Annotated in this window: 23 protein-coding genes; 15 read left to right on the top strand and 8 right to left on the bottom strand. The window is 56.4% G+C overall.

Translation table 11 applies throughout. The features are described from left to right. Window positions 1-31 precede the first annotated feature (31 nt). On the top strand, window positions 32-751 hold the full coding sequence (ompR, locus tag ACTJJA_RS21380; protein ID WP_001157751.1) for an osmolarity response regulator transcription factor OmpR: 720 nt from the start codon (window positions 32-34) through the stop codon (window positions 749-751). Continuing rightward, entirely contained in the window at window positions 748-2,094 is a 1,347-nt protein-coding gene (gene envZ / locus ACTJJA_RS21375; RefSeq protein WP_010436407.1) for a two-component system sensor histidine kinase EnvZ, read from the top strand. The genes ompR and envZ overlap by 4 nt, the downstream gene beginning before the upstream one ends. Before the next feature lie 121 nt (window positions 2,095-2,215). Here the strand turns inward: envZ and pckA are convergent, their stop codons facing one another. The 5 genes from pckA to ACTJJA_RS21350 all read right to left on the bottom strand — a co-directional run bounded on the left by pckA (window position 2,216) and on the right by ACTJJA_RS21350 (window position 8,364). Next, on the bottom strand, window positions 2,216-3,835 hold the full coding sequence (gene pckA / locus ACTJJA_RS21370; protein WP_420984708.1) for a phosphoenolpyruvate carboxykinase (ATP): 1,620 nt from the start codon (window positions 3,833-3,835) through the stop codon (window positions 2,216-2,218). 341 nt (window positions 3,836-4,176) lie between these two features. Continuing rightward, window positions 4,177-5,055, bottom strand: a complete 879-nt coding sequence (gene hslO / locus ACTJJA_RS21365; RefSeq protein WP_010436401.1) for an Hsp33 family molecular chaperone HslO — start codon at window positions 5,053-5,055, stop codon at window positions 4,177-4,179. 24 nt (window positions 5,056-5,079) lie between these two features. Further along, entirely contained in the window at window positions 5,080-5,481 is a 402-nt protein-coding gene (gene hslR, locus ACTJJA_RS21360) for a ribosome-associated heat shock protein Hsp15 (protein ID WP_042718914.1), read from the bottom strand. Further along, window positions 5,478-6,161: a GMP/IMP nucleotidase gene (gene yrfG / locus ACTJJA_RS21355; RefSeq protein WP_440669161.1), complete on the bottom strand. Its 684-nt coding sequence runs from the start codon at window positions 6,159-6,161 to the stop codon at window positions 5,478-5,480. The genes hslR and yrfG overlap by 4 nt, the downstream gene beginning before the upstream one ends. Window positions 6,162-6,225: 64 nt before the next feature. Beyond that, window positions 6,226-8,364, bottom strand: a complete 2,139-nt coding sequence (locus tag ACTJJA_RS21350) for an intracellular growth attenuator family protein (RefSeq protein ID WP_089598562.1) — start codon at window positions 8,362-8,364, stop codon at window positions 6,226-6,228. 321 nt (window positions 8,365-8,685) lie between these two features. Here ACTJJA_RS21350 and nudE point away from each other — a divergent pair, with 321 nt between their 5' ends. Then, complete coding sequence (gene nudE / locus ACTJJA_RS21345; RefSeq protein ID WP_010436390.1) at window positions 8,686-9,246, top strand: ADP compounds hydrolase NudE; 561 nt, start codon at window positions 8,686-8,688, stop codon at window positions 9,244-9,246. Window positions 9,247-9,325: 79 nt separating this feature from the next. On the opposite strand, the gene mrcA is transcribed toward nudE, so the two are convergent. Further along, window positions 9,326-11,878 (bottom strand): peptidoglycan glycosyltransferase/peptidoglycan DD-transpeptidase MrcA, encoded by a 2,553-nt coding sequence (gene mrcA / locus ACTJJA_RS21340; protein WP_120159449.1) that lies wholly within the window; start codon window positions 11,876-11,878, stop codon window positions 9,326-9,328. Window positions 11,879-11,998: 120 nt separating this feature from the next. On the opposite strand from mrcA, the gene ACTJJA_RS21335 reads away from it, so the two are divergent. The 12 genes from ACTJJA_RS21335 (at window position 11,999) to trpS (ending at window position 21,949) form a co-directional block, all read left to right on the top strand. Next, the gene (locus ACTJJA_RS21335) at window positions 11,999-12,775 is read left to right on the top strand and encodes a DNA utilization protein HofM (RefSeq protein WP_440669160.1); all 777 of its coding nucleotides are present in this window, start codon (window positions 11,999-12,001) and stop codon (window positions 12,773-12,775) included. After that, the gene (locus tag ACTJJA_RS21330) at window positions 12,772-13,266 is read left to right on the top strand and encodes a PilN domain-containing protein (protein WP_440669159.1); all 495 of its coding nucleotides are present in this window, start codon (window positions 12,772-12,774) and stop codon (window positions 13,264-13,266) included. Before ACTJJA_RS21335 ends, ACTJJA_RS21330 begins: the two co-directional genes overlap by 4 nt. Before the next feature lie 3 nt (window positions 13,267-13,269). Next, window positions 13,270-13,731 carry a HofO family protein gene (locus ACTJJA_RS21325; protein ID WP_440669158.1) on the top strand — a complete coding sequence of 154 codons (462 nt, stop codon included), beginning with the start codon at window positions 13,270-13,272 and terminating at the stop codon, window positions 13,729-13,731. Further along, window positions 13,721-14,125 carry a HofP DNA utilization family protein gene (locus tag ACTJJA_RS21320; protein WP_440669157.1) on the top strand — a complete coding sequence of 135 codons (405 nt, stop codon included), beginning with the start codon at window positions 13,721-13,723 and terminating at the stop codon, window positions 14,123-14,125. Before ACTJJA_RS21325 ends, ACTJJA_RS21320 begins: the two co-directional genes overlap by 11 nt. After that, window positions 14,037-15,254, top strand: a complete 1,218-nt coding sequence (hofQ, locus tag ACTJJA_RS21315) for a DNA uptake porin HofQ (RefSeq protein ID WP_440669156.1) — start codon at window positions 14,037-14,039, stop codon at window positions 15,252-15,254. Before ACTJJA_RS21320 ends, hofQ begins: the two co-directional genes overlap by 89 nt. Before the next feature lie 286 nt (window positions 15,255-15,540). Further along, window positions 15,541-16,062 carry a shikimate kinase AroK gene (aroK, locus tag ACTJJA_RS21310; protein WP_010436374.1) on the top strand — a complete coding sequence of 174 codons (522 nt, stop codon included), beginning with the start codon at window positions 15,541-15,543 and terminating at the stop codon, window positions 16,060-16,062. A gap of 57 nt (window positions 16,063-16,119) precedes the next feature. Next, on the top strand, window positions 16,120-17,208 hold the full coding sequence (gene aroB / locus ACTJJA_RS21305) for a 3-dehydroquinate synthase (RefSeq protein ID WP_042715390.1): 1,089 nt from the start codon (window positions 16,120-16,122) through the stop codon (window positions 17,206-17,208). A gap of 92 nt (window positions 17,209-17,300) precedes the next feature. Then, window positions 17,301-18,599, top strand: coding sequence for a cell division protein DamX (gene damX, locus ACTJJA_RS21300; RefSeq protein ID WP_440669155.1), 1,299 nt, complete (start codon window positions 17,301-17,303; stop codon window positions 18,597-18,599). 67 nt (window positions 18,600-18,666) lie between these two features. Further along, window positions 18,667-19,479 (top strand): adenine-specific DNA-methyltransferase, encoded by an 813-nt coding sequence (dam, locus tag ACTJJA_RS21295; RefSeq protein ID WP_042715393.1) that lies wholly within the window; start codon window positions 18,667-18,669, stop codon window positions 19,477-19,479. Window positions 19,480-19,520: 41 nt separating this feature from the next. Beyond that, the gene (gene rpe / locus ACTJJA_RS21290) at window positions 19,521-20,198 is read left to right on the top strand and encodes a ribulose-phosphate 3-epimerase (protein WP_010436362.1); all 678 of its coding nucleotides are present in this window, start codon (window positions 19,521-19,523) and stop codon (window positions 20,196-20,198) included. Then, window positions 20,191-20,952: a phosphoglycolate phosphatase gene (gph, locus tag ACTJJA_RS21285; protein WP_100167359.1), complete on the top strand. Its 762-nt coding sequence runs from the start codon at window positions 20,191-20,193 to the stop codon at window positions 20,950-20,952. Before rpe ends, gph begins: the two co-directional genes overlap by 8 nt. Then, the gene (gene trpS / locus ACTJJA_RS21280) at window positions 20,945-21,949 is read left to right on the top strand and encodes a tryptophan--tRNA ligase (RefSeq protein ID WP_010436358.1); all 1,005 of its coding nucleotides are present in this window, start codon (window positions 20,945-20,947) and stop codon (window positions 21,947-21,949) included. The genes gph and trpS overlap by 8 nt, the downstream gene beginning before the upstream one ends. 142 nt (window positions 21,950-22,091) lie before the next feature. Here trpS and ACTJJA_RS21275 read toward each other — a convergent pair whose 3' ends face one another. Both ACTJJA_RS21275 and cysG read right to left on the bottom strand, forming a co-directional pair. After that, window positions 22,092-22,262: a YhfL family protein gene (locus ACTJJA_RS21275; protein ID WP_008503029.1), complete on the bottom strand. Its 171-nt coding sequence runs from the start codon at window positions 22,260-22,262 to the stop codon at window positions 22,092-22,094. A 143-nt stretch (window positions 22,263-22,405) separates the two neighbouring features. Further along, window positions 22,406-23,779: a siroheme synthase CysG gene (gene cysG, locus ACTJJA_RS21270; RefSeq protein WP_172701518.1), complete on the bottom strand. Its 1,374-nt coding sequence runs from the start codon at window positions 23,777-23,779 to the stop codon at window positions 22,406-22,408. Between the last annotated feature and the right edge of the window lie 5 nt (window positions 23,780-23,784).

Genomic DNA, 23,784 nt, shown 5'->3' with positions numbered 1-23,784 from the left:
AAGACTATCCGAACCTTTGGGAGTACACACAATGCAAGAAAACTACAAAATTCTGGTCGTGGATGACGACATGCGCCTGCGCGCGCTGCTTGAGCGTTATCTGACCGAGCAGGGCTTCCAGGTTCGTAGCGTCGCGAACGCTGAGCAGATGGACCGTCTGCTGACCCGTGAATCTTTCCACCTGATGGTCCTTGACCTGATGCTACCGGGCGAAGACGGGCTTTCCATCTGCCGCCGTCTGCGCAGCCAGAGCAACCCGATGCCGATTATCATGGTGACGGCGAAGGGCGAAGAGGTTGACCGTATCGTGGGCCTCGAAATTGGCGCAGACGACTACATTCCAAAACCGTTTAACCCGCGCGAGCTGCTGGCGCGTATTCGCGCTGTGCTGCGCCGTCAGGCGAACGAACTGCCGGGCGCGCCTTCCCAGGAAGAAGCGGTGATTGCCTTCGGTAAGTTCAAGCTGAACCTCGGCACCCGTGAGATGTTCCGTGAAGACGAGCCAATGCCGCTCACCAGCGGCGAGTTTGCGGTACTGAAAGCGCTGGTCAGCCACCCGCGTGAGCCGCTCTCCCGTGACAAGCTGATGAACCTGGCGCGCGGTCGCGAATACTCCGCAATGGAACGCTCCATCGACGTGCAGATCTCCCGCCTGCGCCGCATGGTGGAAGAAGATCCGGCGCATCCTCGTTATATTCAGACCGTGTGGGGTCTGGGCTACGTGTTTGTCCCGGACGGCTCTAAAGCATGAGGCGAATGCGCTTCTCGCCGCGAAGCTCGTTTGCCCGCACCCTGTTATTGATCGTCACCCTGCTATTCGTCAGCCTGGTGACGACCTATCTGGTGGTGCTGAACTTTGCGATCCTGCCGAGCCTCCAGCAGTTTAATAAGGTCCTTGCCTACGAAGTCCGTATGCTGATGACCGATAAGCTGCAGCTGGAGGACGGCACGCAGCTGGTTGTTCCCCCGGCGTTTCGCCGTGAAATCTACCGTGAGCTGGGCATTTCGCTCTACTCCAACGAAGCGGCAGAAGACGCTGGCCTGCGCTGGGCGCAGCACTACGAATTCCTTAGCCAGCAGATGGCGCAGCAGCTGGGCGGCCCAACGGAAGTGCGCGTTGAGGTCAACAAAAGCTCGCCGGTCGTCTGGCTGAAAACCTGGCTCTCACCCAACATCTGGGTGCGCGTCCCGCTGACCGAAATCCATCAGGGCGACTTCTCGCCGCTGTTCCGCTACACCCTGGCCATCATGCTGCTGGCGATAGGTGGCGCGTGGCTGTTTATCCGTATACAGAACCGACCGCTGGTCGACCTGGAGCACGCGGCGCTGCAGGTCGGTAAAGGGATTATTCCTCCACCGCTGCGCGAGTATGGCGCCTCAGAAGTCCGTTCGGTGACGCGCGCGTTTAACCATATGGCGGCAGGCGTGAAGCAGCTGGCGGATGACCGTACGCTGCTGATGGCGGGGGTCAGCCATGATCTGCGCACGCCGCTGACGCGTATTCGCCTGGCGACGGAGATGATGGGGGAAGAGGACGGCTACCTTGCCGAGTCCATCAACAAGGATATCGAAGAGTGTAACGCCATCATTGAGCAGTTCATCGATTACCTGCGCACCGGGCAGGAGATGCCGATGGAAATGGCTGACCTGAACGCGGTGCTGGGCGAGGTGGTGGCGGCGGAAAGCGGCTACGAGCGTGAGATTGATACCGACCTGCAGGCGGGGGAGATCCAGGTACGCATGCACCCGCTCTCCATCAAACGTGCAGTGGCGAACATGGTGGTCAACGCGGCGCGCTACGGCAATGGCTGGATTAAAGTCAGCAGCGGGTCTGAACTCAACCGCGCCTGGTTCCAGGTGGAAGACGATGGCCCTGGCATTAAGCCTGAGCAGCGTAAGCATCTGTTCCAGCCGTTTGTACGTGGCGACAGCGCGCGCAGCACCAGCGGAACCGGTTTAGGCCTGGCGATTGTGCAGCGTATTATCGATAACCATAACGGATTGCTGGAGATTGGCACCAGCGAACGGGGTGGGCTGAGCATTCGCGCCTGGCTGCCGGTACCGGTGACGCGGGGGCAGGTGAAAGAGGGTTAAAAAAAGGGTGGCACTCGCCACCCTTTTTTGTAGGTCGGGTAAGGCGAAGCCGCCACCCGACAACATAAGACCTCTGCGGCCTGATGCCTTCCCCCTCTCCCACGGGGAGAGGGGGAAGGCATTACAGCTTCGGACCCGCGCTCACCAGCGCTTCGCCTGCCGGGGTGTCGGTATACTTCTCGAAGTTCTCAATAAACAGCTTCGCCAGCGATTCCGCCTTCTCACGCCACTGCTCCGGTGAACCGTACGTATTGCGCGGGTCGAGGATATGCGTATCCACACCCGGCAGAGACGTTGGGATCGCCAGGTCAAACATTGGCAGCGTGAAGGTTTCAGCGTCGTCCAGAGAACCATCCAGAATGGCGTCGATAATCGCGCGAGTATCCTTGATGGAGATACGCTTGCCGGTGCCGTTCCAGCCGGTGTTCACCAGGTAAGCCTGCGCGCCGGATGCCTGCATGCGTTTTACCAGCACTTCAGCGTACTGCGTCGGATGCAGCGACAGGAAGGCCGCGCCGAAGCAGGCGGAGAAGGTTGGGGTTGGCTCCGTCACACCGCGCTCGGTACCTGCCAGCTTGGCGGTAAAGCCCGAGAGGAAGTGGTACTGCGTCTGGCTGGCGGTCAGGCGGGAAACCGGTGGCAGCACGCCGAACGCATCCGCCGTCAGGAAAATCACCTTCGTAGCATGACCCGCTTTTGACACCGGCTTTACGATATTGTCGATGTGGTAAATCGGATACGACACACGGGTGTTTTCGGTTTTCGACGCATCGTCGAAGTCGATGGAGCCGTCGGCACGCACGGTGACGTTTTCGAGCAGCGCGTCGCGGCGGATCGCGTGGAAGATATCCGGTTCGGCCTCTTCAGACAGGCGAATGGTCTTCGCGTAGCAGCCGCCTTCGAAGTTAAACACCCCGTCGTCGTCCCAGCCGTGTTCGTCATCGCCAATCAGGCGGCGTTTCGGGTCGGTAGAGAGGGTTGTTTTCCCGGTGCCGGACAGGCCGAAGAATACCGCCACGTCGCCTTTCTCGCCGACGTTCGCCGAGCAGTGCATGGAGGCGATACCGCGCAGCGGCAGCAGGTAGTTCATGACAGAGAACATCCCTTTCTTCATCTCGCCGCCGTACCAGGTACCGCCAATCAGCTGGATACGCTCGGTCAGGTTGAAGGCAACAAAGTTTTCGGAGTTCAGACCCTGCTCTTTCCACTGTGGATTCGTGCATTTCGCACCGTTCATCACGATGAAGTCTGGGGTGAAGTCCTGCAGCTCTTCGTCGGTCGGACGAATAAACATATTCTTAACGAAATGCGCCTGCCAGGCCACTTCGGTAATGAAACGCACGGAAAGGCGGGTGTCGGCGTTAGCGCCGCAGAAAGCGTCGACAATGAACAGACGCTTGCCGGAGAGTTGGTGAGTGACGAGCCCTTTCAGATGCTGCCAGGTCTCCGGGGAGAGCGGTTTGTTGTCGTTCTTCCCTTTGCCCTTATCAGCCCACCACAGCGTATCGCGGGTGGTTTCGTCTCGGACGATATACTTATCTTTCGGCGAACGACCGGTAAAAATACCGGTATCGACGGCGATAGCACCAAGGTTTGTCAACACACCTCGCTCGTATCCTTCCAGTGCTGGATTGAGCTCTTCCTGATACAGCGTATCGTAATCGGGGTTGTAGACGATTTCCTGGACGTCGTGAATACCATAAGCCATGAGATCTTGCGGGGTTAAACCAGTAACACGCATATCACTGCTCCTTAGCCAATATGTACTGCCTGAAATTGTAGGGTTTTTCTGAGGTTGTTAACCGCGACGGGGCTCATAGATTTACGTATCTGGACAAAACCCTTACTAACGGAAAACGCTGCGACTCCAGTCACAGCGCAGGCGGATTATCGCAGGAATCGCTTTTTGGTTGTGGAAAATGTTCCTAAAAGGTTAAGGGCTGGTGAATTTAACCGAAGGAATGTGAATGTAATCGCATACACGTAAGAAAATTACGTAAGTGTTACATAGGGAAAACGATTCAGCTTGGGGCAAGTTCCCTCTCCCCTTTGGGGAGAGGGTTAGGGTGAGGGGAAAGAGGTTTAGTGAACCTGCGGATCCGCCGGGGAGGCGTTATTGCGGATCTCGGCGATATCCATCGAATTGAACACGTAGTGCGTACCGCAGTAGTCACAGTGCATGTCGATTTCACCGTCTTCCGCCATGATGCTGTCGATCTCTTCGTCAGGCAGCGTTTTCAGGGCGCCCGCGCAGCGCTCGCGGGAGCAGGTGCACTTAAACTCCACCGCCTGCGGGTCGTATACCGTCACTTCTTCTTCGTGGTACAGACGCCACAGCACGTCGGTCGCCGACAGGTTGAAGAGCTCTTCTGCTTTGACGGTTTCGGTCAGCGTCGCCAGGTGCTCAAAATCATTGGTCTGCGCATCCTGCGCAGGCAGAACCTGCAGCAGCATACCGCCAGCAGCAGGCTGACCGTCAACTTCACCGGTGCGGATGAACAGACGGGTTGGCAGCTGTTCAGACCGCATGAAGTAGTCTTCCAGGCAGGCTGCCAGGGTATCGCCTTCCAGCCCGACCACGCCCTGATAGCGCTCGCCTTCCTCCGGGGAGATGGTGATCACCAGATAGCCATTGCCAACCAGCGTTTTCAGATCCGCATTTTCAGGGACTTCGCCCTGAACGCGCGCAACGCCGCGCATCTGCTGCTGGTTGTTGCCGTTGATCACTGCCAGCGTCATCGGGCCGTCACCCTGCAGCTGCACGGTGATATCGCCAGCGAATTTTAGCGTGGCGGTCAGCAGGCTGGTGGCAACCAGCAGTTCGCCCAACAGGGTTTTCACCGGCAGCGGGTAGTTGTGGTTTTCCAGAATCTGTTTCCAGGTTTCGGATACGGTGACCAGCTCGCCGCGCACGGCGAATTGTTCAAACAGATAGCGGTGTAATTGGTCGTGTTGGGCCATTTTCATCTCTCGTGCAGGTGAGGGTTACTCGGTCTCACCGTGTTTAAATTTCATCAGATCGCGGCGCTCTTTTTTATCCGGTCGCCGGTCCGGGTGAGGCATCGTCAGCGCGTTCATTTTGCGCGCCAGCGCGGTTTTCTCACGCTTTTCAATGCTTTCAGCTGTCTCTTCATAAAGCTGTGTGGCTTCGGTTGCGGGACGTCGCTGTTCGGTAATGGCTTTAATCACTACCGTTTTTTCATCATTACCCTGGCGCAGCGTTAAGGTGGCATTCAGCTCAACCATCTTGCTCGGCTTGCTGCGCTGACCGTTGTAATGCACTTTGCCACCATCAACCATTTCGCGGGCAAGGGCGCGCGTTTTATAAAACCGGGCCGCCCATAGCCATTTATCCAGTCTTACCCCATCAGAGGGTTTTTCTTTCATGGCGTCTCCTTCACGGTGAGTGAGGGGATCATCCGGCGATAGTCGTTCAGCCCCGGATGCCGCAGGTAGCTTTTTTCAGCCAGTCCGGAATCAGGATTGGTCACGCCCAGACAATAGCGAATGCCAAACGTCGCGGCGGCATCCAGAATCGGCTCGCTGTCGTCAATAAACAGCGTACGTTCCGGCTGCAAACCGGTCTCTCCCGCCACCGCATGCCACAACCGCTGATCCTCTTTCGGATAACCAAATGTGTGGGTGGAAAGTAATAAATCAAGGTGTGACGCCAGCCCCGTATGTTCCAGCTTCACGGCCAGATTATGAGGATGCGCGTTAGTCAGCAAAATGCGGCGCTTACCGCTGGCTTGCAGGGCATCCAGGAACGGCACCGTATCGTCGCGCAGTACCGCGCGTGGCCCTTGGGCGGTGGTCATGGCACAAATATCCAAACCGAGGCGCTCGCTCCAGTAGTCCAGACAGTACCAGTTTAGCGTATGCTGCACGGCGCTATATTGCGAACGAATGAATTCCTGCGCTTCTGCCGGAGAGATACCCTGCTGTTTACCGTATGTTTCGGGCACCAGTTGTTGCCAGAAAAAGTTATCAAAGGCGAGATCAAGCAGCGTGCCGTCCATATCCAGCAGGACGGTATCGACCTCCTGCCAGGCAATATCAAGATGCATTTAGGGGAACTCCAGCCAGAAGAAACGTGCGCGACAGGGTAGCACAACTTGCCGCGCAGTGACGTTATCCGATCAGGCTCTCAGAGGATGAGATGAGTTTAGGATTGAGGCAATTTTCGTAATACTGCTGAATCTCAGCAAGCCGGGTGCGCGAACGCTGATAGCGGCGCAAGGCCATAAAGCCGTTCCAGAATATGCATGCCAGCATCGCCATCATCAGCAGGGATGTGCCGATATAACGCCACAATCCTGCGCTATCCGGCATTCGGTGCAGGTCGACATGGCGCGTGCCATTGGCGTCTGTGAAGATACGTGTGACGATCCCTTCCGCGCTGAACGGCGTTTGCATCAGCATTTGAGCAAGGCGCTGGAACTCTCCCCACTGCTCCTGAGCCGGGTAGTCATATAACGCAACTTGCGGATAAGGCTGATCAACCAGATCGCTCCCCTCATCGCTGACAATCACAAAGCCGCCCGGAGCCGGGCTGTTTAACGCCTGGGCTGCTCGGGTGGTTTCGCGCATCACAAATGGCGCGGTGGAGGTGGCGACCAGGTTATCCAGAGATTCAGCGCTGACCGGACGCAGCAGCACGTTGACGCCGTCCAGGCGTCCTGCTTCCGCGCGTTTCACCAGTGCATCCCAGTCCTTGCTGTTCCCGAGATTCACCAGTGCATTTTTAAGCCGCACGCACTCGTCCTGAGCAGAACAGAGATCCTCTGTTTTCAGGACGATTTCACCAAAGTCATCCAGCAGTACCATGCCAGATTTCTGAATAGCCGAACGCAGGGCAGGGCTAACGCGGGAATCGTCATCCGGTTTCGGATGCAGCTGGCGGCTGACCGTCTCGGTGAGCGCCGTGGCTTTATTCACGACATCGGATTCAGGCAGCGGCAGCGGAGGCGCATCGTTCCAGATAATTTGCGAACAATCAAACGGCATAAACGGCGAATTCTGACGTGTGTTCCATGCGCCAGGCGCATGGATGTTACACATTCCGGTCCCTTGCAGACGCAGCGTATCACCCACGCGTATGCCGGCGTCTTCCAGCTGCTTCACGCTGGTGGCTTCCACCGTCTGCGCCCCTTTAATCCATGACAGGGTGAACTTAATGGGCATATCCAGCGGCACGAAAAGTAGCAGCATCAAAAAGACCAGCGCTGCGCCACCAGCAATGACCGTGCTGCGAAGCCAGTGCTGAAGCGGGAAGTTTTTCACTTCATCGTGCAGAGACAGATAACGCCCCTGACGCACCACGTGGCGGTCGAGGTAGATATCGATATCGGTTTTATGCCCTAAATCCTGGGCGATCCACGGCTGCCAGTGGCGCGGATAAATAAGGTCGATAATACCGAGCGAGATATTATTGAGATGCTCCTGATCGTTCTCGCCGAAGAGACCCCAGCGCTTTGGCGTTCCACGCAGGCAGTGAATTTCACGCAGCGACGTTTTCGTCGGAGGGGCAAACAGACCCCACAATCCGGCCGCCAGGAGCAGAACTGCGCCGCCCGCAAGCCAGGGAACGAAAACATCTGGCGTGAGCAGGCAGAAGAAAAAGAGCAGAAATGCCGCAACAATCAGCACCGCTTCACGAATACCATCCGGACGGCTTAAGGCGTACTCTTCATGCGTCTCCTGACGAATGTTCAGCAGTTCAATCTGCTCTGTCTCTTCACCGCGAATGCTGGCCTGCGTTGAACTTGCCCGCTCCAGCGCGAAGCGCGGCGCTTCATGCACGTACTCATTGAGGTGATGGCCGTTTAGCGAGATAACCAGCGGCAGGGAGTCGGTATGAATCAGCTCTACGCTGTTTTCATCATTAATGTACTGTTCCCAGAATGGCGGCAGATGGACCTCGACAGAATCCAGGTAATAACGCCATTTGTTAGGGTCGTCAGTCGTAATGCCGTAACGGGTGATCGAGCGCGTCACGCAGAGCACGGTGTCGCTTTGTGCGTTAAGATTGAGGGAGACCGGCGCAGTACTGGCACCCGTTGGCCCAGGAGACTGCTGAGCGCGGTTCAGGTTATCGAGGTAGTGTTCAATGGCGCTGCGTTCTTCAGGCGCGAGCTTACGTGTCGTCGCACCCGCAAAAGCGTTTAAAAAGGGCAGTCGATATCGACGCTGTACGCGACGCCTGTACGCCCACCCTGCAACCAGCGCGGCGGCCAGCATAGCAGTGAGAACAATCAAAATGGTGCTCATGCTTTCCCCATCTTACTTATCTTACAGGTGTAGTCAGTAGCACCTTTAACATGAATGAGAGTCTGTGGTTGGCTATCGGCAAGTATGGAGTCGAACTTGAGCATTCTGAAGCGCATCCCAGTGACCGAAGATAATAGCAAAGCCTGTGATGGCGCGATATCAGCAAATTCCTGGAAACATTTCAACCTCTTGACATTTGTTTTGAATTAAGGATTGATTCCAGTTACGTTGCATAAATGTAAATAAAGTACAATTGACATTGCCCAAACCGTGCGGCATATCGCACAATAACGCCAGTTCACACAGCAAAGACCCGTCAAGATGAGCAAACCACTACAAAAACCCACCATTCTGAGCGTTGAAACCGTCGCTAAATCGCGCCTGTTTAATGTGGAAAGTGTGGACCTGGAGTTCAGCAACGGTGTGCGTCGCGTTTACGAACGTATGCGCCCCTCTTCGCGTGAAGCAGTGATGATTGTCCCCATCGTTGACGATCACCTGATCTTGATCCGTGAATACGCGGTAGGAACTGAATCTTACGAACTGGGATTTTCTAAGGGACTGATCGATCCTGGCGAGACCGTTTTCGAAGCCGCCAATCGTGAACTGAAAGAAGAGGTCGGTTTTGGCGCGAATGAGCTGTCGTTCCTGAAAAAACTGAGCATGGCACCGTCCTATTTTTCCAGCAAAATGAATATCGTGGTGGCGGAAGATCTCTATCCAGAATCGCTGGAAGGAGACGAGCCGGAGCCGCTGCCGCAGGTTCGCTGGCCGCTGGCGCATCTGATGGATTTACTGGAAGATCCGGACTTTAACGAAGCGCGTAACGTGAGCGCCCTGTTCCTGGTACGCGAGTGGTTGAAAGGGCAGGGGCGGCTGTAGGCCATAAAAAAGCCGGGTGGCAGCTTCGCCTTACCCGGCCTACAATTCTTTGCCCGGTTTTTACCGGGCATTTTTATGCTTAAAACAACTCGTGCGTTTCGCCGTTATCGATAATTTCTGTTCCCACCTCATGCACCGCCTGCCTGGTTGGCTGCGTGCCTTCGATGAAATACTCTTCACGGCTATTTCCGCCATTGGCGAGCTGACCGGTGTTGCGGTCAATGTTGACCGTCACAATGCCCGGCGGAGGCGTTAGCGGCTGCTCCGGCACGCCTTCCAGAACGGATTTCATGTACGCATCCCACGCCGGTTGCGCACTCTTCGCACCGCCTTCGTAACCGGAGATCTGATCTTTAATCGCGCCGGAGGCGGTGGTACGACCCAAATCGCGGCGGTGATCGTCAAAGCCGATCCAGACAGAAGTGACCACACCCGGCCCGTAACCGGAGAACCACGCATCTTTCGAGCTGTTGGTGGTCCCCGTTTTCCCGCCGATGTCGCGGCGCTGCAAATCACGTCCGGCACGCCAACCGGTGCCTTGCCAGCCCGGTTCACCAAAGATATTGGTATTCAGCGCGCTCTTAATCAGGAACGACAGCGGCGTGTTGATCACGTGCGGGGCATACTCCTGCGCACCGGTCTGGGCAACCAGGGCCTGGTTAGCCTGCTCCAGCTGAGGCTGTGGTACCGCTGAGTTCTGCTGTTCCTGAGAAATAGCGACATCTTCCATGTCTTTGTTTTCAAGTACGTTAGACTTCTGCGTATCGCCGTAAATGACCGGAATATCGCACTCAGCACAGGCGATTTTTGGTTTCGCCTCGAACAGCACGCCGCCCTGGTCGTTCTCAATTTTACTGATGAAGTACGGATCGATCAGGAACCCGCCGTTCGTCATTACCGCATAACCGCGCGCGACCTGAAGCGGCGTAAAGGACGCGGAGCCCAGCGCCAGCGATTCGGTATGGACGATATTCTGCGCCGGGAAGCCGAAGCGCTGCAGATACTCTGCCGCATAGTCAACGCCCATGGCGCGCATGGCGCGAACCATCACCACGTTTTTCGACTGCCCCAGACCCTGACGAAGACGGATTGGGCCCGCATATTGCGGTGGAGAGTTCTTCGGCTGCCAGTCAGAACCCGCACCGGCATCCCAGCGGGAAATCGGTACGTCATTGAGAATACTGGCGAGCGTCAGCCCTTTATCCATCGCGGCGGTGTAGAGGAACGGCTTGATGTTAGAGCCAACCTGACGCAGCGCCTGAGTGGCACGGTTAAATTTGCTCTGGTTGAAATCAAACCCGCCGACCAGCGCCATCACCGCACCGTTTTGCGGATTAATGGAGACGAGCGCGGAGTTCACGTCTGGCACCTGTGCCAGCCACCACGCATCGCCCACCTGGCGAACCCAGATTTGCTGACCCGTCTGCACCGCGTCAGTCACTTTGCGCGGCGTCGGGCCTTGCAGCGTGTCAGAGCGGTACGGACGGGCCCAGCGGATCCCGTCCATTCGCAGCGAGACGGACGTGCCGTCTGCCAGCAGTGCGACGGCCTCCTGCGGATCGGCCTGTGTGACAACGGCTGGCAGCAGCGGGCCATAGGTTGGTAGTGTTTTCAGCGAGTCGGTGATTTTCTTGCTGTCCCACGCGCTTTCGCCCACTTTCCACAACACGTTCGACGGGCCGCGGTAGCCGTGGCGCATGTCGTAATCCATCACGTTGTTACGCACTGCCTGCTGTGCCGCCTGCTGAACTTTGCGGGTCACTGTGGTGTATACGCGATAGCCGTCTTCATAGGCCTTCTCGCCATAACGGCTCACCATCTCCTGACGAACCATCTCGGTGAGATACGGTGAGGAGAAGGCGATTTCCGGCGCATGGTAGTTAGCGTCGATAACATCGCTGCGTGCCTGGTCGTACTCGGTCTGGCTGATGTAGCCTTCGCTCAGCATACGCGACAGCACCACGTTACGACGCGCAGTTGCACGGTCCATGGAGTAGAGCGGGTTGAACGTGGATGGCGCTTTCGGCAGACCGGCGATGGTCGCCATTTCGCTCAGCGTCAGTTGTTCTACCGGCTTACCGAAGTACACCTGCGCCGCAGCGCCAACGCCATAGGCGCGGTAACCGAGATAGATTTTGTTGAGGTAAAGCTCAAGGATCTCGTCTTTACTCAGCAGCTGCTCGATGCGGATCGCGAGAAACACCTCTTTGATCTTACGCGTCAGCGTCTTTTCAGGGCTGAGGAAGAAGTTACGCGCCAGCTGCTGCGTAATGGTACTGGCCCCCTGAGAGGCATGACCGGAGAACAACGCTATGCTGGCGGCGCGGAAAATCCCCACCGGATCGACGCCGTGGTGCTCGTAAAAACGGCTGTCCTCGGTGGCGATAAAAGCGTTCACCATCACGGGAGGAATTTGTTTTAAGGTCAGCGGGATACGGCGTTTTTCGCCATATTGCGCCATGAGTTCGCCATCGGCGCTATAGACCTGCATTGGGATCTGGAGCCGCACATCACGAAGCGTGGCGACATCAGGTAGCTGCGGCTCAATATATTTGTACAAACCATAAATCGAGCCTGCTCCCAGCAGAATGCAACAGACTGCAAGGATCAATAAATACTTTACGAACTTCACCGGAGATTTCCCATCTGGTTTCACTTGGGCAGTTTCTAAACAATCGCGCGGTAGTATAAAGGCAAGCCTGATTCATTGATATAGCCGTCACTCTGACGGGCGATAAGGAGATCGTGAAGTATGGCTTTCAAAACCTGGCAAACGGGCATTCATATTCAACAAGATAGGGTGCTCATTGTAGCGCTGACCAAAGAGAAGTCAGGGTGGCGTTTACGGCGCTGGTGGGCTGTTTCTCTGGCAGACGGGATTATCCGCGACGGGAAAATTCTCAAGCCAGAACATCTGGTTGCCGCGTTACGCGACTGGCGGCGGGCATTGCCCCATTACCACCGGGTATTCCTCTCATTTCCCGCTGCGCGCACGTTGCAACGCTCGCTGCCGCGCCCGTCCATGGCCCTTCGTGACAGCGAGCAGGTTTCCTGGGTGGGTTCCACGCTGTCCCGTGAGCTGGAGATGTCCACAGACGGGCTGTGCTTTGACTATGTGGAGGACACGTTCAGCAACACATTTCATGTTACGGCGGCGCAAAACAACGAAGTCGATGCCCTTTTGTTGTTGGCAAAAACGCTGCGCTTGCGGTTAGCGGCTATCACGCCGGATGCAGGCGCGTTAGGGAATCTCCTCCCTGCCGTTGCCCCTGCTCAGTGCGTCGCCTGGCGGGATCGGCACCAGTGGTTGTGGGCGATGCGCCACCAGTGGGGACGGCGCTACGCCACAGAAGCGAAAGATGTCACCGAGCTGGCGGCCCTGCTTGCGCTCTCTTCTGATGACATCGTTCAGTTCGATGCCACACGTGACCCCTTGAAACTGCTGGTCAGTTGCCAGCCTCCCTTACCCGAGTGCGGTGCTGATTTTACCGTCGCGCTGGCGTTGGCCATGAGTGAGGTGCCTGAATGAGCACGGCGAATTTTTTACCGTGGCGACAGCAGCGCCGGATGCGCTGCCTGCGCTTCTGGGGCGTGCTGTTTATCGCTTCATTGCTGGTGACGCTGACCGTCGGGCTTGGCCTGCGGATGAACCATGACGTGAAGCTGCGTGGGCTACAGAGTGAACTGGCGGGAATCAACGCGGTGCAGCAAATACTGAAAACACGTCAGCGCCCCTCTGCACTCCCGGCGACGACTGAGGTGGAATCTCGTCCCGTCGCATGGCAACCGGCACTGGAGTCACTCTCTGCCGTGATGCCAGCGCAAGCCTGGCTTTCAGCGTTACGTTATCAACCGCCTGTGCTTACGGTGAGCGGGTATGCCTCCGCCCTCCCGGCGCTTGCGGCCATGACGGATGCGCTGAAACAGGTGGCAGGGTTTAGCTTCGGGTCTGTTGGTGAACTGCAGCAGGATAGCCAGGGCCGCTGGGTGTTCACTTTTCAGATTAAGCGCCGGGGGTAGGCCGTGGAACAACGTCTGCAACGCTGGGTAGACATCCGCTCTTCTGTGCGGGTGATCTGCTGGTGCGTGGTGTCCGGGGCTATTGCCATGGCCGTATGGGGGCTTCTGGTCCGGCCCGTCGGGTTGAAGTGTGCAGAACTCGAGGCGTTATCCATTCGCGGCAGGCAATCGAATGCCACGTTGTGGCCTGGGGCCGGACGGCAACCCGTGGCGCCAGCCCGGCGCGAGATGCCGCCCGTTCAGCCCTTCTCGCCGCTGGATTTTCAGGACAAGAGAACCGCGCTGGTGCACTGGAAACCGCAGCAGAACGGCGGGGAACTGGTGCTGGATGCGCTATGGTCAGATGTCCCTGCACTGTTTTCCCGTCTGGCGCAGCAGGCGGTGCGCATCAGCGCATTTAACCTTGCCCCTGAAGGCGCAACGCTACGCCTTAGCCTGCAGCTGGAGAGCGATCATGCGCAGTAAGGTGCGCTACCTGATTCTCTGTTCGCTGCTGTTTCTGACTGGAATGCGCGATCCCTTCCAGCCTCCGGAGGATAGCTGCGCGGTTGGGCAGCTCACTCAGTGGCGATATCAGGGAATGGTGGGTGGCAGCATGGAAATCGGCATTTTGCGCGACGGACAACAGCGCTGGCACCGCGTGAAAAAGGATGAACGTTTACCGCCTGGCTGGCAGGTGAGCAAGATGGATCAACAACAGCTGACCGTGGATGTCGGTGACCTGTGTGAACCGACGCAATGGACATGGCAACGAGAAGGAACGCATAAAAGTGACGTTAAGGATACTGCTGTTACTGCTGGCGCTCAGCCAGCCCCTGTGGGCCGCCGCGCCAAAACCCGTCACCCTCGTGGTGGATGATGTCCCTGTCGTACAGGTGCTACAGGCGCTGGTGGCGCAGGAGAACCGTAATTTGGTGGTATCGCCGGATGTGACGGGCTCGCTTTCGTTGAATTTAACGCGCGTGCCCTGGCGACAGGCGCTGCAGACGGTGGTGACCAGTGCCGGGCTGGTCCTGCAGGAAGATGGCGGCATCTTTTATGTCCATACTGCCGCCTGGCAGCGCGAGCAGCAGGCACGGCGGTTGCTTGAGGCACCGCTCGTCTCACACAGCATTCCGTTCACCTGGGCGGATGCCGCAGACGTGCAAAAAAACGCCGAAAGGCTCCTGAGCCCGAAGGGCAGTTTATCCGTCGATAAGCGCACAAATCGACTGTGGGTGCGGGATAATCAGAGCGTCGTGGATGTGCTAAAGCGTTGGGCGGAGCAGATGGACCTGCCCGTTGAGCAAGTGGAGCTTTCGGCCCATATCGTCACCATTAACGAAAAAAGCCTGCGTGAACTGGGGGTGAAATGGAATCTCGCAGAGGCTACAGAGGCCGGTAAAGTGGGGCAGGTCACGACGCTCGGGGCAGATCTGTCGGTCGCCAGTGCGACCACGCACGTCGGGTTTAACATTGGGCGCATCAACGGCAGGCTGCTGGATCTGGAACTGTCGGCTCTGGAGCAAAAACAGCAGGTGGATATTATCGCCAGTCCACGGCTGCTGGCGTCCCATATGCAACCGGCCAGCATCAAGCAGGGCAGCGAAATTCCGTATCAGGTCTCCAGCGGCGAGAGCGGCGCGACCTCCGTGGAATTTAAAGAGGCCGTGCTAGGGATGGAGGTCACGCCGGTGGTGCTGCCGGGAGGGCGCGTGCGTCTGAAGCTTCACATCAGCGAAAACATGCCGGGCCAGGTGCTTCAGCAGGCCGATGGCGAAACGCTGGCAATTGATAAGCAAGAGATAGAAACGCAGGTGGAGGTAAAAAGCGGAGAAACGCTGGCGCTGGGCGGTATTTTCTCGCAAAAGAACAAAACCGGAAGTGATAGCGTGCCGGGGCTGGGGAAAATCCCCTGGATTGGGCAACTGTTCCGTCACGACGGCAAAGATAACGAGCGGCGCGAGCTGGTGGTGTTTATTACGCCACGCCTGGTCGGTATTCATTAATGGGTAACGATCCCCGCAAGGATTTTGCATTCAGTTTGTTGCAGATGTTTGACGTGGGGCATGAATTAGCATACAAGGAGTACCGATTTGAGTTGGACTTACGTCTTATTACCTTATGCGTCTGGTGCGGTGATTTAATCAGTTGCCAAACAAGCCGGAGTATTGAGATAATTTTTAGTCTGACTCTCGCTCTATTGCATATGAGGTTTCAGTTCATGTCCTGCTACGCTGGGTGTCTGCGAAGCGGGGATTACCATTAACGAATAGTCTTAGTAGTACCGAAAAAATGGCAGAGAAACGCAATATCTTTCTGGTTGGGCCTATGGGTGCCGGCAAAAGCACTATTGGGCGTCAGTTAGCTCAACAACTCAATATGGAATTTTACGATTCTGATCAAGAGATTGAGAAACGAACCGGAGCGGATGTGGGCTGGGTCTTCGATGTAGAAGGCGAAGAAGGTTTCCGTGACCGAGAAGAAAAAGTGATCAACGAACTCACGGAAAAACAGGGCATTGTGCTGGCAACTGGCGGCGGCTCTGTTAAATCTCGCGAAACCCGCAACCGTCTCTCCGCCCGTGGTGTAGTGGTCTATCTTGAGACAACTATCGAAAAACAACTGGCACGTACGCAGCGCGATAAAAAGCGCCCGCTGCTGCAGGTTGAAACGCCACCACGTGAAGTTCTGGAAGCCCTGGCAGGCGAACGCAATCCTCTGTACGAAGAGATTGCTGATGTGACCATTCGTACTGACGATCAGAGCGCTAAAGTGGTTGCAAACCAGATTATTCATATGCTGGAAAGCAACTGATTCTGGCTTTATATACACTCGCCTGCGGGTAAAAGCATTTAAGGTGGATGTCGCGTCATGGAGAGGATTACAGTTACTCTCGGGGAACGTAGTTACCCTATCACCATCGCGGCTGGTTTGTTTAACGACCCAGCTTCCTTCTTACCACTGAAAGCGGGTGATCAGGCGATGCTGGTCACCAATGAGACACTGGCTCCGCTTTATCTTGACCGCGTGCGCCACCTGCTTGAGCAGGCGGGCGTGAAGGTCGACAGTGTGATTCTGCCCGATGGCGAGCAGTATAAAAGCCTGACGGTGCTTGATACCGTCTTTACCGCACTTCTGCAAAAACCGCACGGTCGCGATACGACACTGCTCGCCCTCGGCGGCGGTGTTGTAGGCGATCTTACAGGCTTTGCTGCCGCCAGCTATCAACGTGGCGTGCGCTTTATTCAGATCCCAACGACCTTGCTGTCACAGGTCGACTCTTCTGTTGGTGGCAAAACCGCCGTCAACCATCCGCTCGGTAAAAACATGATTGGCGCATTCTACCAGCCGGCATCGGTGGTGGTGGATCTCGACTGTCTGAAAACCTTACCTGAGCGTGAGCTGGCGTCTGGTCTTGCAGAAGTGATCAAATACGGCATTATTCTTGACGGTGAGTTCTTCACCTGGCTGGAAGAGAATATGGATGCCCTGCTGCGCCTTGACGGGCCAGCGTTGGCGTACTGTATTCGTCGTTGTTGTGAGCTGAAAGCAGAAGTCGTTGCAGCAGACGAGCGCGAAACGGGCTTACGTGCTTTACTGAATCTGGGGCATACGTTTGGTCACGCGATCGAAGCTGAAATGGGCTACGGCAACTGGCTTCATGGCGAAGCGGTCGCGGCCGGTATGGTCATGGCTGCGCGTGCGTCTGAGCGCCTGGGTCAGTTCAAACCGGAAGAGACAGCGCGCATTATTGCGCTGCTTGAACGTGCCGGGTTGCCAGTGACTGGGCCGCAGGAGATGTCTGCGCAGGCGTATCTACCCCACATGATGCGCGATAAAAAAGTATTGGCAGGTGAGATGCGTCTGGTACTCCCGCTTGCAATAGGGAAGAGTGAAATGCGCGGCGGAGTGCCGCACGATGTCGTTCTTGGCGCTATCGCTGATTGTCAGCAGGCGTAACAACTAGAAAGGTCAGGCCACTGTTACCGGTGGTCGTTTAGCTTCAGGTGAAATGCAAAGTCGTTGGCATAAGCCTTTGAGTGGGGTGTTAAATGGATGAATTCAAACCAGAAGACGAGCTGAAACCCGATCCCAGCGATCGTCGTACTGGTCGTTCTCGTCAATCTTCAGAACGTGATAACGAGCCGCAGATCAATTTTGACGATGTTGATCTGGATGCAGACGATCGTCGCCCTTCACGCAGCCGTAACGCGCGTGATGAGCGAGAAGAAGAGGATTATGAGTCCGAAGAAGATTCAATGGACGAAGAGCCTGTAGAGCGTCGCCCGCGTAAACGTAAAAAAGCGGTAGCGGCGAAACCGGCTTCCCGCCAGTACATCATGATGGGGCTGGGCGTTCTGGTACTGCTGCTGCTGATTGTCGGCATTGGTTCCGCGCTGAAAGCACCCTCAACGAATTCAGCCGATCAGACGGCTTCTACCGAGAAGAGCATCAACCTGTCAGGTAACGATGCGACCGACCAGGCAAACGGTGCGCAGCCTGCACCGGGTACCACGTCTGCAGAGCAGACTGCGGGTAATACCACGCCTCCGCAGGATGTGTCTTTGCCGCCAGTCTCTTCTACCCCGACCGAAGGGCAGGCACCTGCTACGCCAGAGGGTCAGCAGCGTGTAGAGGTTCAGGGCGATCTGAACAACGCACTGACGCAGCCTCAGAACCAGGATCAGATGAACAACGTGGTGGTCAACTCTACGCTGCCAACTGAACCTGCAACCGTCGCGCCGATTCGCGGTAGCAATGCACAACCGCAAGCAACGGCAACCGCGCCGACAACGGAAACCAAACCGCGCCAGACGCAGACTGCACCGCGCCAGGAACGCAAACAGGCCGTAATTGAGCCGAAGCGTGAAAGCAAGCCGCAGACTGTGGCTAAAGCGCCTGAAGTGAAAGCGCCAGCGCAGACCAAACCTGCAGTGAGCGAGCCGGTGAAAGCGCCAACGGCAACAGCAGCGCCAAAAGCGACAGCAACCACAACGGCACCAGCAGCGACGGCAGCACCAACTGCAACGGCAACCACTTCCAGCGCAGCAGCAGGTAAAACGGCAGGCAACGTGGGTTCTCTGAAATCTGCGCCATCCAGCAATTACACCCTGCAGCTGAGCAGTTCGTCTAACTATGACAACCTCAACGGTTGGGCGAAGAAATCAAATCTGAAAAACTACGTTGTTTATCAGACGACCCGCAACGGGCAGCCGTGGTATGTGCTGGTAAGCGGTGTGTATGCTTCTAAAGATGAAGCGAAACGCGCCGTTGCAACACTGCCCGCTGATGTCCAGGCGAAGAACCCGTGGGCGAAGCCGATTCATCAGGTGCAGGCCGATCTGAAGTAATGTTTAAAGCGCAGGATGCTGTCGGAGCTTTCTCCACAGCCGGAGAAGGTGTAATCAGTTAGTCAGCATGAAAAAAAATCGCGCTTTTCTGAAATGGGCAGGGGGGAAATACCCCCTGCTCGACGATATTAAAAAGCACCTGCCGAAAGGCGAGTGTCTTATCGAGCCCTTCGTGGGCGCTGGATCGGTATTCCTGAATACCGATTTTTCTCGTTATATCCTGGCGGATATCAACAGCGACCTTATCAGCCTCTATAACATTGTTAAGCTGCGTACCGATGAGTATGTGGAAGAGGCGCGGAAGCTGTTTACCCCTGAGAACAACCATCCTGACGTTTACTATCAGTTCCGCACTGAGTTTAATCAGAGCCAGGATCCGTTCCGTCGCGCACTGTTGTTCCTCTACCTCAACCGCCATGGCTACAATGGCCTGTGCCGGTATAATCTGCGCGGTGAATTTAACGTGCCGTTTGGTCGCTACAAGCGTCCTTACTTCCCGCAGGATGAGTTGTACCACTTTGCTGAAAAAGCGCAGAATGCAGAATTCCACTGTCTCTCCTATGAGGAGTGCATGGAGCTGGCTGGCGTAAACTCGGTCGTCTACTGCGACCCGCCTTACGCCCCGCTCTCTGCGACGGCGAATTTTACCGCTTATCACACCAACAGCTTCAGCCCTGCCGAGCAGGCGCGTCTGGCGGAGATGGCGGAAAAGCTGGTCAGCAAAAGAATTCCGGTGTTAATTTCGAATCACGATACCCCTGATACGCGCGAATGGTACAAAGCCGCGAAGCATTTTCAGGTCAAGGTGCGGCGTAGCATTAGCAGCAACGGCGGCACACGTAAAAAGGTGGACGAACTCCTGGCTCTTTATCGCCCCTGAGCCGTTTTGCCCGCCGGTAAACACATTTCAAGGAGATGCGGATGAAACAGTTTTTGATTGCTCCCTCAATTCTGTCGGCCGATTTTGCCCGCCTGGGTGAAGACACCGCCAACGCACTGGCGGCTGGCGCGGATGTCGTCCATTTTGACGTTATGGATAACCACTACGTTCCCAATCTGACCATCGGTCCTATGGTGCTCAAGGCGCTGCGTAGCTACGGCATTACCGCACCGATTGACGTGCACCTGATGGTAAAACCGGTTGATCGCATCGTGCCTGATTTCGCCGCTGCGGGCGCCAGTATCATCACTTTCCACCCGGAAGCCTCCGAACACGTTGACCGCACGCTGCAGCTGATCAAAGAGAACGGCTGTAAAGCAGGCCTGGTCTTTAACCCGGCTACGCCGCTGAGCTATCTCGATTACGTGATGGATAAGCTGGACGTGATCCTGCTGATGTCCGTTAACCCGGGCTTTGGCGGCCAGTCGTTCATTCCTCAGACGCTCGATAAACTGCGTGAAGTGCGCCGTCGTATTGACGAGTCAGGTTACGATATTCGTCTGGAAGTGGATGGCGGCGTGAAAGTGAATAACATTGGTGAAATTGCGGCTGCGGGCGCGGATATGTTCGTTGCAGGCTCAGCGATTTTCGACCAACCGGATTACAAAAAAGTCATTGATGAAATGCGCCGTGAACTGGCGAAGGTAAGTCATGGATAAATTGCAGGCAACCCGGGGTATCGCATTTGACCTCGACGGCACGCTGGTCGACAGCGCGCCTGGCTTAACGAGCGCCGTCGATCAGGCGCTGTATGCTCTCGAATTACCCGTTGCGGGCGAAGAGCGCGTGGTGACGTGGATTGGCAACGGCGCAGATGTGCTGATGGATCGCGCCCTGACCTGGGCTCGTCAGGAACGCGCATCGCAGCGTGCTGCGCAGGGTAAACCGAGCGTCGATCACGCCGACATTCCTAAAGATGAGCAGTTGCGTATTCTGCGTAAACTGTTCGATCGTTTCTACGAAGAGACCGTTGAAGAGGGCAGCTTCCTGTTCCCGGATGTTGAACAAACGCTGAGCGCACTTCACGCCAAAGGCATCCCGCTGGGTCTGGTGACGAACAAGCCGACGCCGTTTGTCGCACCGCTTCTGGAAGCGCTGGATATCGCGAAGTATTTCTCCGTGATTGTGGGCGGCGACGACGTGCAGAACAAAAAGCCGCACCCGGAACCGCTTCTGCTGGTGGCAGGAAAATTATCCTTAACGCCAGCGGAGCTGCTCTTTGTCGGTGATTCCCGTAATGATATTCTGGCTGCCAGAGCGGCAGGCTGTCCTTCCGTGGGATTAACCTATGGCTACAACTACGGTGAGGCCATCACGCTGAGTGAGCCGGATGTCGTGTTCGACCACTTCAAAGATTTGTTGCCCGCACTCGGGCTTTCGCACAGTGAACATCAGGAATTGAATAATGACTAAGCCCATCGTTTTTAGTGGCGCACAGCCGTCAGGTGAATTGACCATTGGTAACTACATGGGTGCGTTACGTCAGTGGGTCAGCATGCAGGATGATTACCATTGCATTTACTGCATCGTCGATCTGCACGCGATTACCGCGCGTCAGGATCCTGAGAAGCTGCGCAAAGCCACGCTGGATACCCTGGCTTTATATCTGGCCTGCGGTATCGATCCAGAGAAGAGCACCATCTTTGTTCAGTCTCACGTGCCAGAGCACGCACAGCTGGGCTGGGCGCTGAACTGCTACACCTATTTCGGCGAGCTGAGCCGCATGACCCAGTTCAAGGATAAATCCGCGCGCTACTCTGAAAACATCAACGCCGGTCTGTTTGACTATCCGGTGCTGATGGCGGCTGACATCCTGCTGTATCAAACCAACCAGGTGCCGGTGGGTGAAGACCAGAAGCAGCACCTTGAGCTGAGCCGTGATATCGCCCAGCGCTTCAACGCAATTTACGGCGATGTGTTTAAAGTGCCAGAGCCGTTCATTCCGAAATCCGGTGCGCGCGTGATGTCGCTGCTGGAGCCGACCAAGAAGATGTCCAAGTCAGATGATAACCGCAACAACGTTATCGGCCTGCTGGAAGACCCGAAATCGGTGGTGAAAAAGCTCAAGCGTGCTGTGACCGATTCCGACGAGCCGCCTGTTGTGCGCTACGATGTGCAGAACAAAGCGGGCGTCTCCAACCTGCTGGATATTCTCTCCGGTGTCACCGGCCAGAGCATTCCTGAGCTGGAGCAGCACTTCGAAGGCAAAATGTATGGCCACCTGAAAGGTGAAGTGGCAGACGCCGTTTCCGGCATGCTGACCGAGCTTCAGGAGCGCTATAACCGCTATCGCAACGACGAAGCCTTCCTGCAGAAGGTCATGAAAGACGGCGCGGAAAAAGCCAGCGCGCGCGCGTCCGAAACCCTGAAAGCGGTGTACGAAGCAATTGGGTTTGTCGCGAAACCTTAGGTAAAAGCAAAACGGTAACCACGTTACCGTTTTTAGGGTTTGTTCCCTCTCCCTGTGGGAGAGGGCCAGGGTGAGGGCATCAGGCCGCACCACCAAAACTAAAAAACCGGGAAATCCCGGTTTTTTTACGCCTGAAAATCGCTTACTGTTGTGCCGCCGGGCCGCAGCCACCGATGATCTTCGAAATGGAGATCGCCGGGTGCAGCAGGTAATCGTAGCTGCAGTTATTTTTGGTGTTTTGCACGTGACCGGTGCAGGCGGTCAGAGTCGATAACAGGCCGACCAGAACGGCGGCTTTTGCCAGTTTGAACATACGCATTCCTTGTCTTGAAACTTAAATTGGATGTAACACGAGGGAATAAATGGAAAAGTTCCATTTCAGGGCGGTATGTTATCGACAAGCGGTAACAGGGGAGTAGTCCGGTTAAGGACTACTCGAAGAAGGGCGGATATGCGTTAGTGATTAGAGAACCAGTTGAGTTTTTCGCGCAGTTCAACCACGCGGCCAACAATAATCAGCGCCGGACTCTCTACCTGCTGCGCCAGTTCACCAAGCTGTGTCAGCACACCATCCACCACGCGCTGCGTAATGGCGGTACCGTTTTCTACCAGCGCGACGGGCATATCTGCCTCCATGCCGTGTTCCAGCAGTTTCGCCTGAATAGTCGCGGCCTGATTAAGCCCCATATAGAACACCAGCGTCTGCTTTTCGGCGGCCAGGTTGTGCCAGTCCAGCTCGCTGCCGGTTTTCAGGTGCCCCGTCACCAGACGCACGCTCTGGGCGTAATCACGGTGGGTCAGCGGAATGCCTGAGTAGGCTGAACACCCTGACGCCGCCGTAATGCCCGGCACGACAGAGAACGGAATGCCCGCGTTGCACAGGGTTTCCAGCTCTTCGCCGCCGCGGCCAAAGATAAACGGATCGCCGCCCTTAAGGCGCACCACACGCTTACCTTTTTGCGCTTCACGCAGCAGGATCTGGTTGATCTCCTCCTGGGGCACGCAGTGGTAGCCCGCGCGTTTACCGACGAACACGCGGTCGGCGTCGCGGCGCACCAGATTCATGATGTCATCGGACACCAGGCGATCGTAAACCACAATATCGGCCTGCTGGATCTGCTGCAGCCCTTTCAGGGTCAGCAAACCTGCATCGCCGGGACCTGCGCCCACCAGCACCACTTCACCGCGGTGATCCAGCGGTTCGCTTAGCAGCTGTTCGGTCGTCTCTTCAACGGCTTTCGCGTCCTGATTCGCCAGCGACTGTGCCAGCCTGTCGTTAACAAAGAATTTCTCCCAGAAGCGGCGACGCTCGCCCACGGTCGAGAAAGTTTGCTTCACGCGGGTACGAAGCTGCCCGGCGTAATGAGCTATCTGACCAAGATGCTGGGGCAGCACGGCCTCCAGCTTTTCCCGCAGCAGGCGGGCGAGAACCGGCGAGCGACCGCCGGACGACACTGCGATCATCAGCGGCGAACGGTCGATAATCGACGGCATGATGAAGCTGGCCTCTTTCGGCGCATCCACCACGTTACAGAAGATGCGTCGCGCTTCGCAGGCGTCGCTGACGCGCTGGTTCACTTCATCGTTATCCGTCGCAGCGATGGTCAGCCAGCAGGTATCCAGCAGGGATTCATTAAACTCACCCTGTTCCAGCGTGAGCATCCCTTCCTGGGCCCAGACCTCAAACTGTGGGGCGAAGTCGAGGGCGTTGACGGTGAGTCGGGCGCCAGCCTCTAACAGCAGGCGCGCTTTGCGTTCAGCCACGTCGCCGCCACCCACGAGCAGGCAGTCGCGGTTGCGTAATTGACAAAATATCGGCAGGTGATCCACGACGT

This window comes from Enterobacter sp. 22452 (genome assembly GCF_052045065.1).
Taxonomy (GTDB): Bacteria; Pseudomonadota; Gammaproteobacteria; order Enterobacterales; family Enterobacteriaceae; genus Enterobacter; species Enterobacter mori.
Note: the sequence above shows the minus strand (reverse complement) of the source record. Positions and strands in the feature narration are given on the sequence as shown.

Bases quoted from the DNA above. Each gene is read 5' to 3' on its own strand.
- gph (WP_100167359.1), top strand. From the start codon at position 20,191: ATGGATAAATTGCAGGCAACCCGGGGTATCGCATTTGACCTCGACGGC.
- ompR (WP_001157751.1), top strand. From the start codon at position 32: ATGCAAGAAAACTACAAAATTCTGGTCGTGGATGACGACATGCGCCTG.
- pckA (WP_420984708.1), bottom strand. From the start codon at position 3,835: ATGCGTGTTACTGGTTTAACCCCGCAAGATCTCATGGCTTATGGTATT.
- rpe (WP_010436362.1), top strand. From the start codon at position 19,521: ATGAAACAGTTTTTGATTGCTCCCTCAATTCTGTCGGCCGATTTTGCC.
- damX (WP_440669155.1), top strand. From the start codon at position 17,301: ATGGATGAATTCAAACCAGAAGACGAGCTGAAACCCGATCCCAGCGAT.
- hslO (WP_010436401.1), bottom strand. From the start codon at position 5,055: ATGGCCCAACACGACCAATTACACCGCTATCTGTTTGAACAATTCGCC.
- trpS (WP_010436358.1), top strand. From the start codon at position 20,945: ATGACTAAGCCCATCGTTTTTAGTGGCGCACAGCCGTCAGGTGAATTG.
- aroK (WP_010436374.1), top strand. From the start codon at position 15,541: ATGGCAGAGAAACGCAATATCTTTCTGGTTGGGCCTATGGGTGCCGGC.
- hslR (WP_042718914.1), bottom strand. From the start codon at position 5,481: ATGAAAGAAAAACCCTCTGATGGGGTAAGACTGGATAAATGGCTATGG.
- envZ (WP_010436407.1), top strand. From the start codon at position 748: ATGAGGCGAATGCGCTTCTCGCCGCGAAGCTCGTTTGCCCGCACCCTG.
- ACTJJA_RS21335 (WP_440669160.1), top strand. From the start codon at position 11,999: ATGGCTTTCAAAACCTGGCAAACGGGCATTCATATTCAACAAGATAGG.
- ACTJJA_RS21350 (WP_089598562.1), bottom strand. From the start codon at position 8,364: ATGAGCACCATTTTGATTGTTCTCACTGCTATGCTGGCCGCCGCGCTG.
- ACTJJA_RS21275 (WP_008503029.1), bottom strand. From the start codon at position 22,262: ATGTTCAAACTGGCAAAAGCCGCCGTTCTGGTCGGCCTGTTATCGACT.
- nudE (WP_010436390.1), top strand. From the start codon at position 8,686: ATGAGCAAACCACTACAAAAACCCACCATTCTGAGCGTTGAAACCGTC.
- dam (WP_042715393.1), top strand. From the start codon at position 18,667: ATGAAAAAAAATCGCGCTTTTCTGAAATGGGCAGGGGGGAAATACCCC.
- aroB (WP_042715390.1), top strand. From the start codon at position 16,120: ATGGAGAGGATTACAGTTACTCTCGGGGAACGTAGTTACCCTATCACC.
- ACTJJA_RS21320 (WP_440669157.1), top strand. From the start codon at position 13,721: ATGCGCAGTAAGGTGCGCTACCTGATTCTCTGTTCGCTGCTGTTTCTG.
- yrfG (WP_440669161.1), bottom strand. From the start codon at position 6,161: ATGCATCTTGATATTGCCTGGCAGGAGGTCGATACCGTCCTGCTGGAT.
- ACTJJA_RS21330 (WP_440669159.1), top strand. From the start codon at position 12,772: ATGAGCACGGCGAATTTTTTACCGTGGCGACAGCAGCGCCGGATGCGC.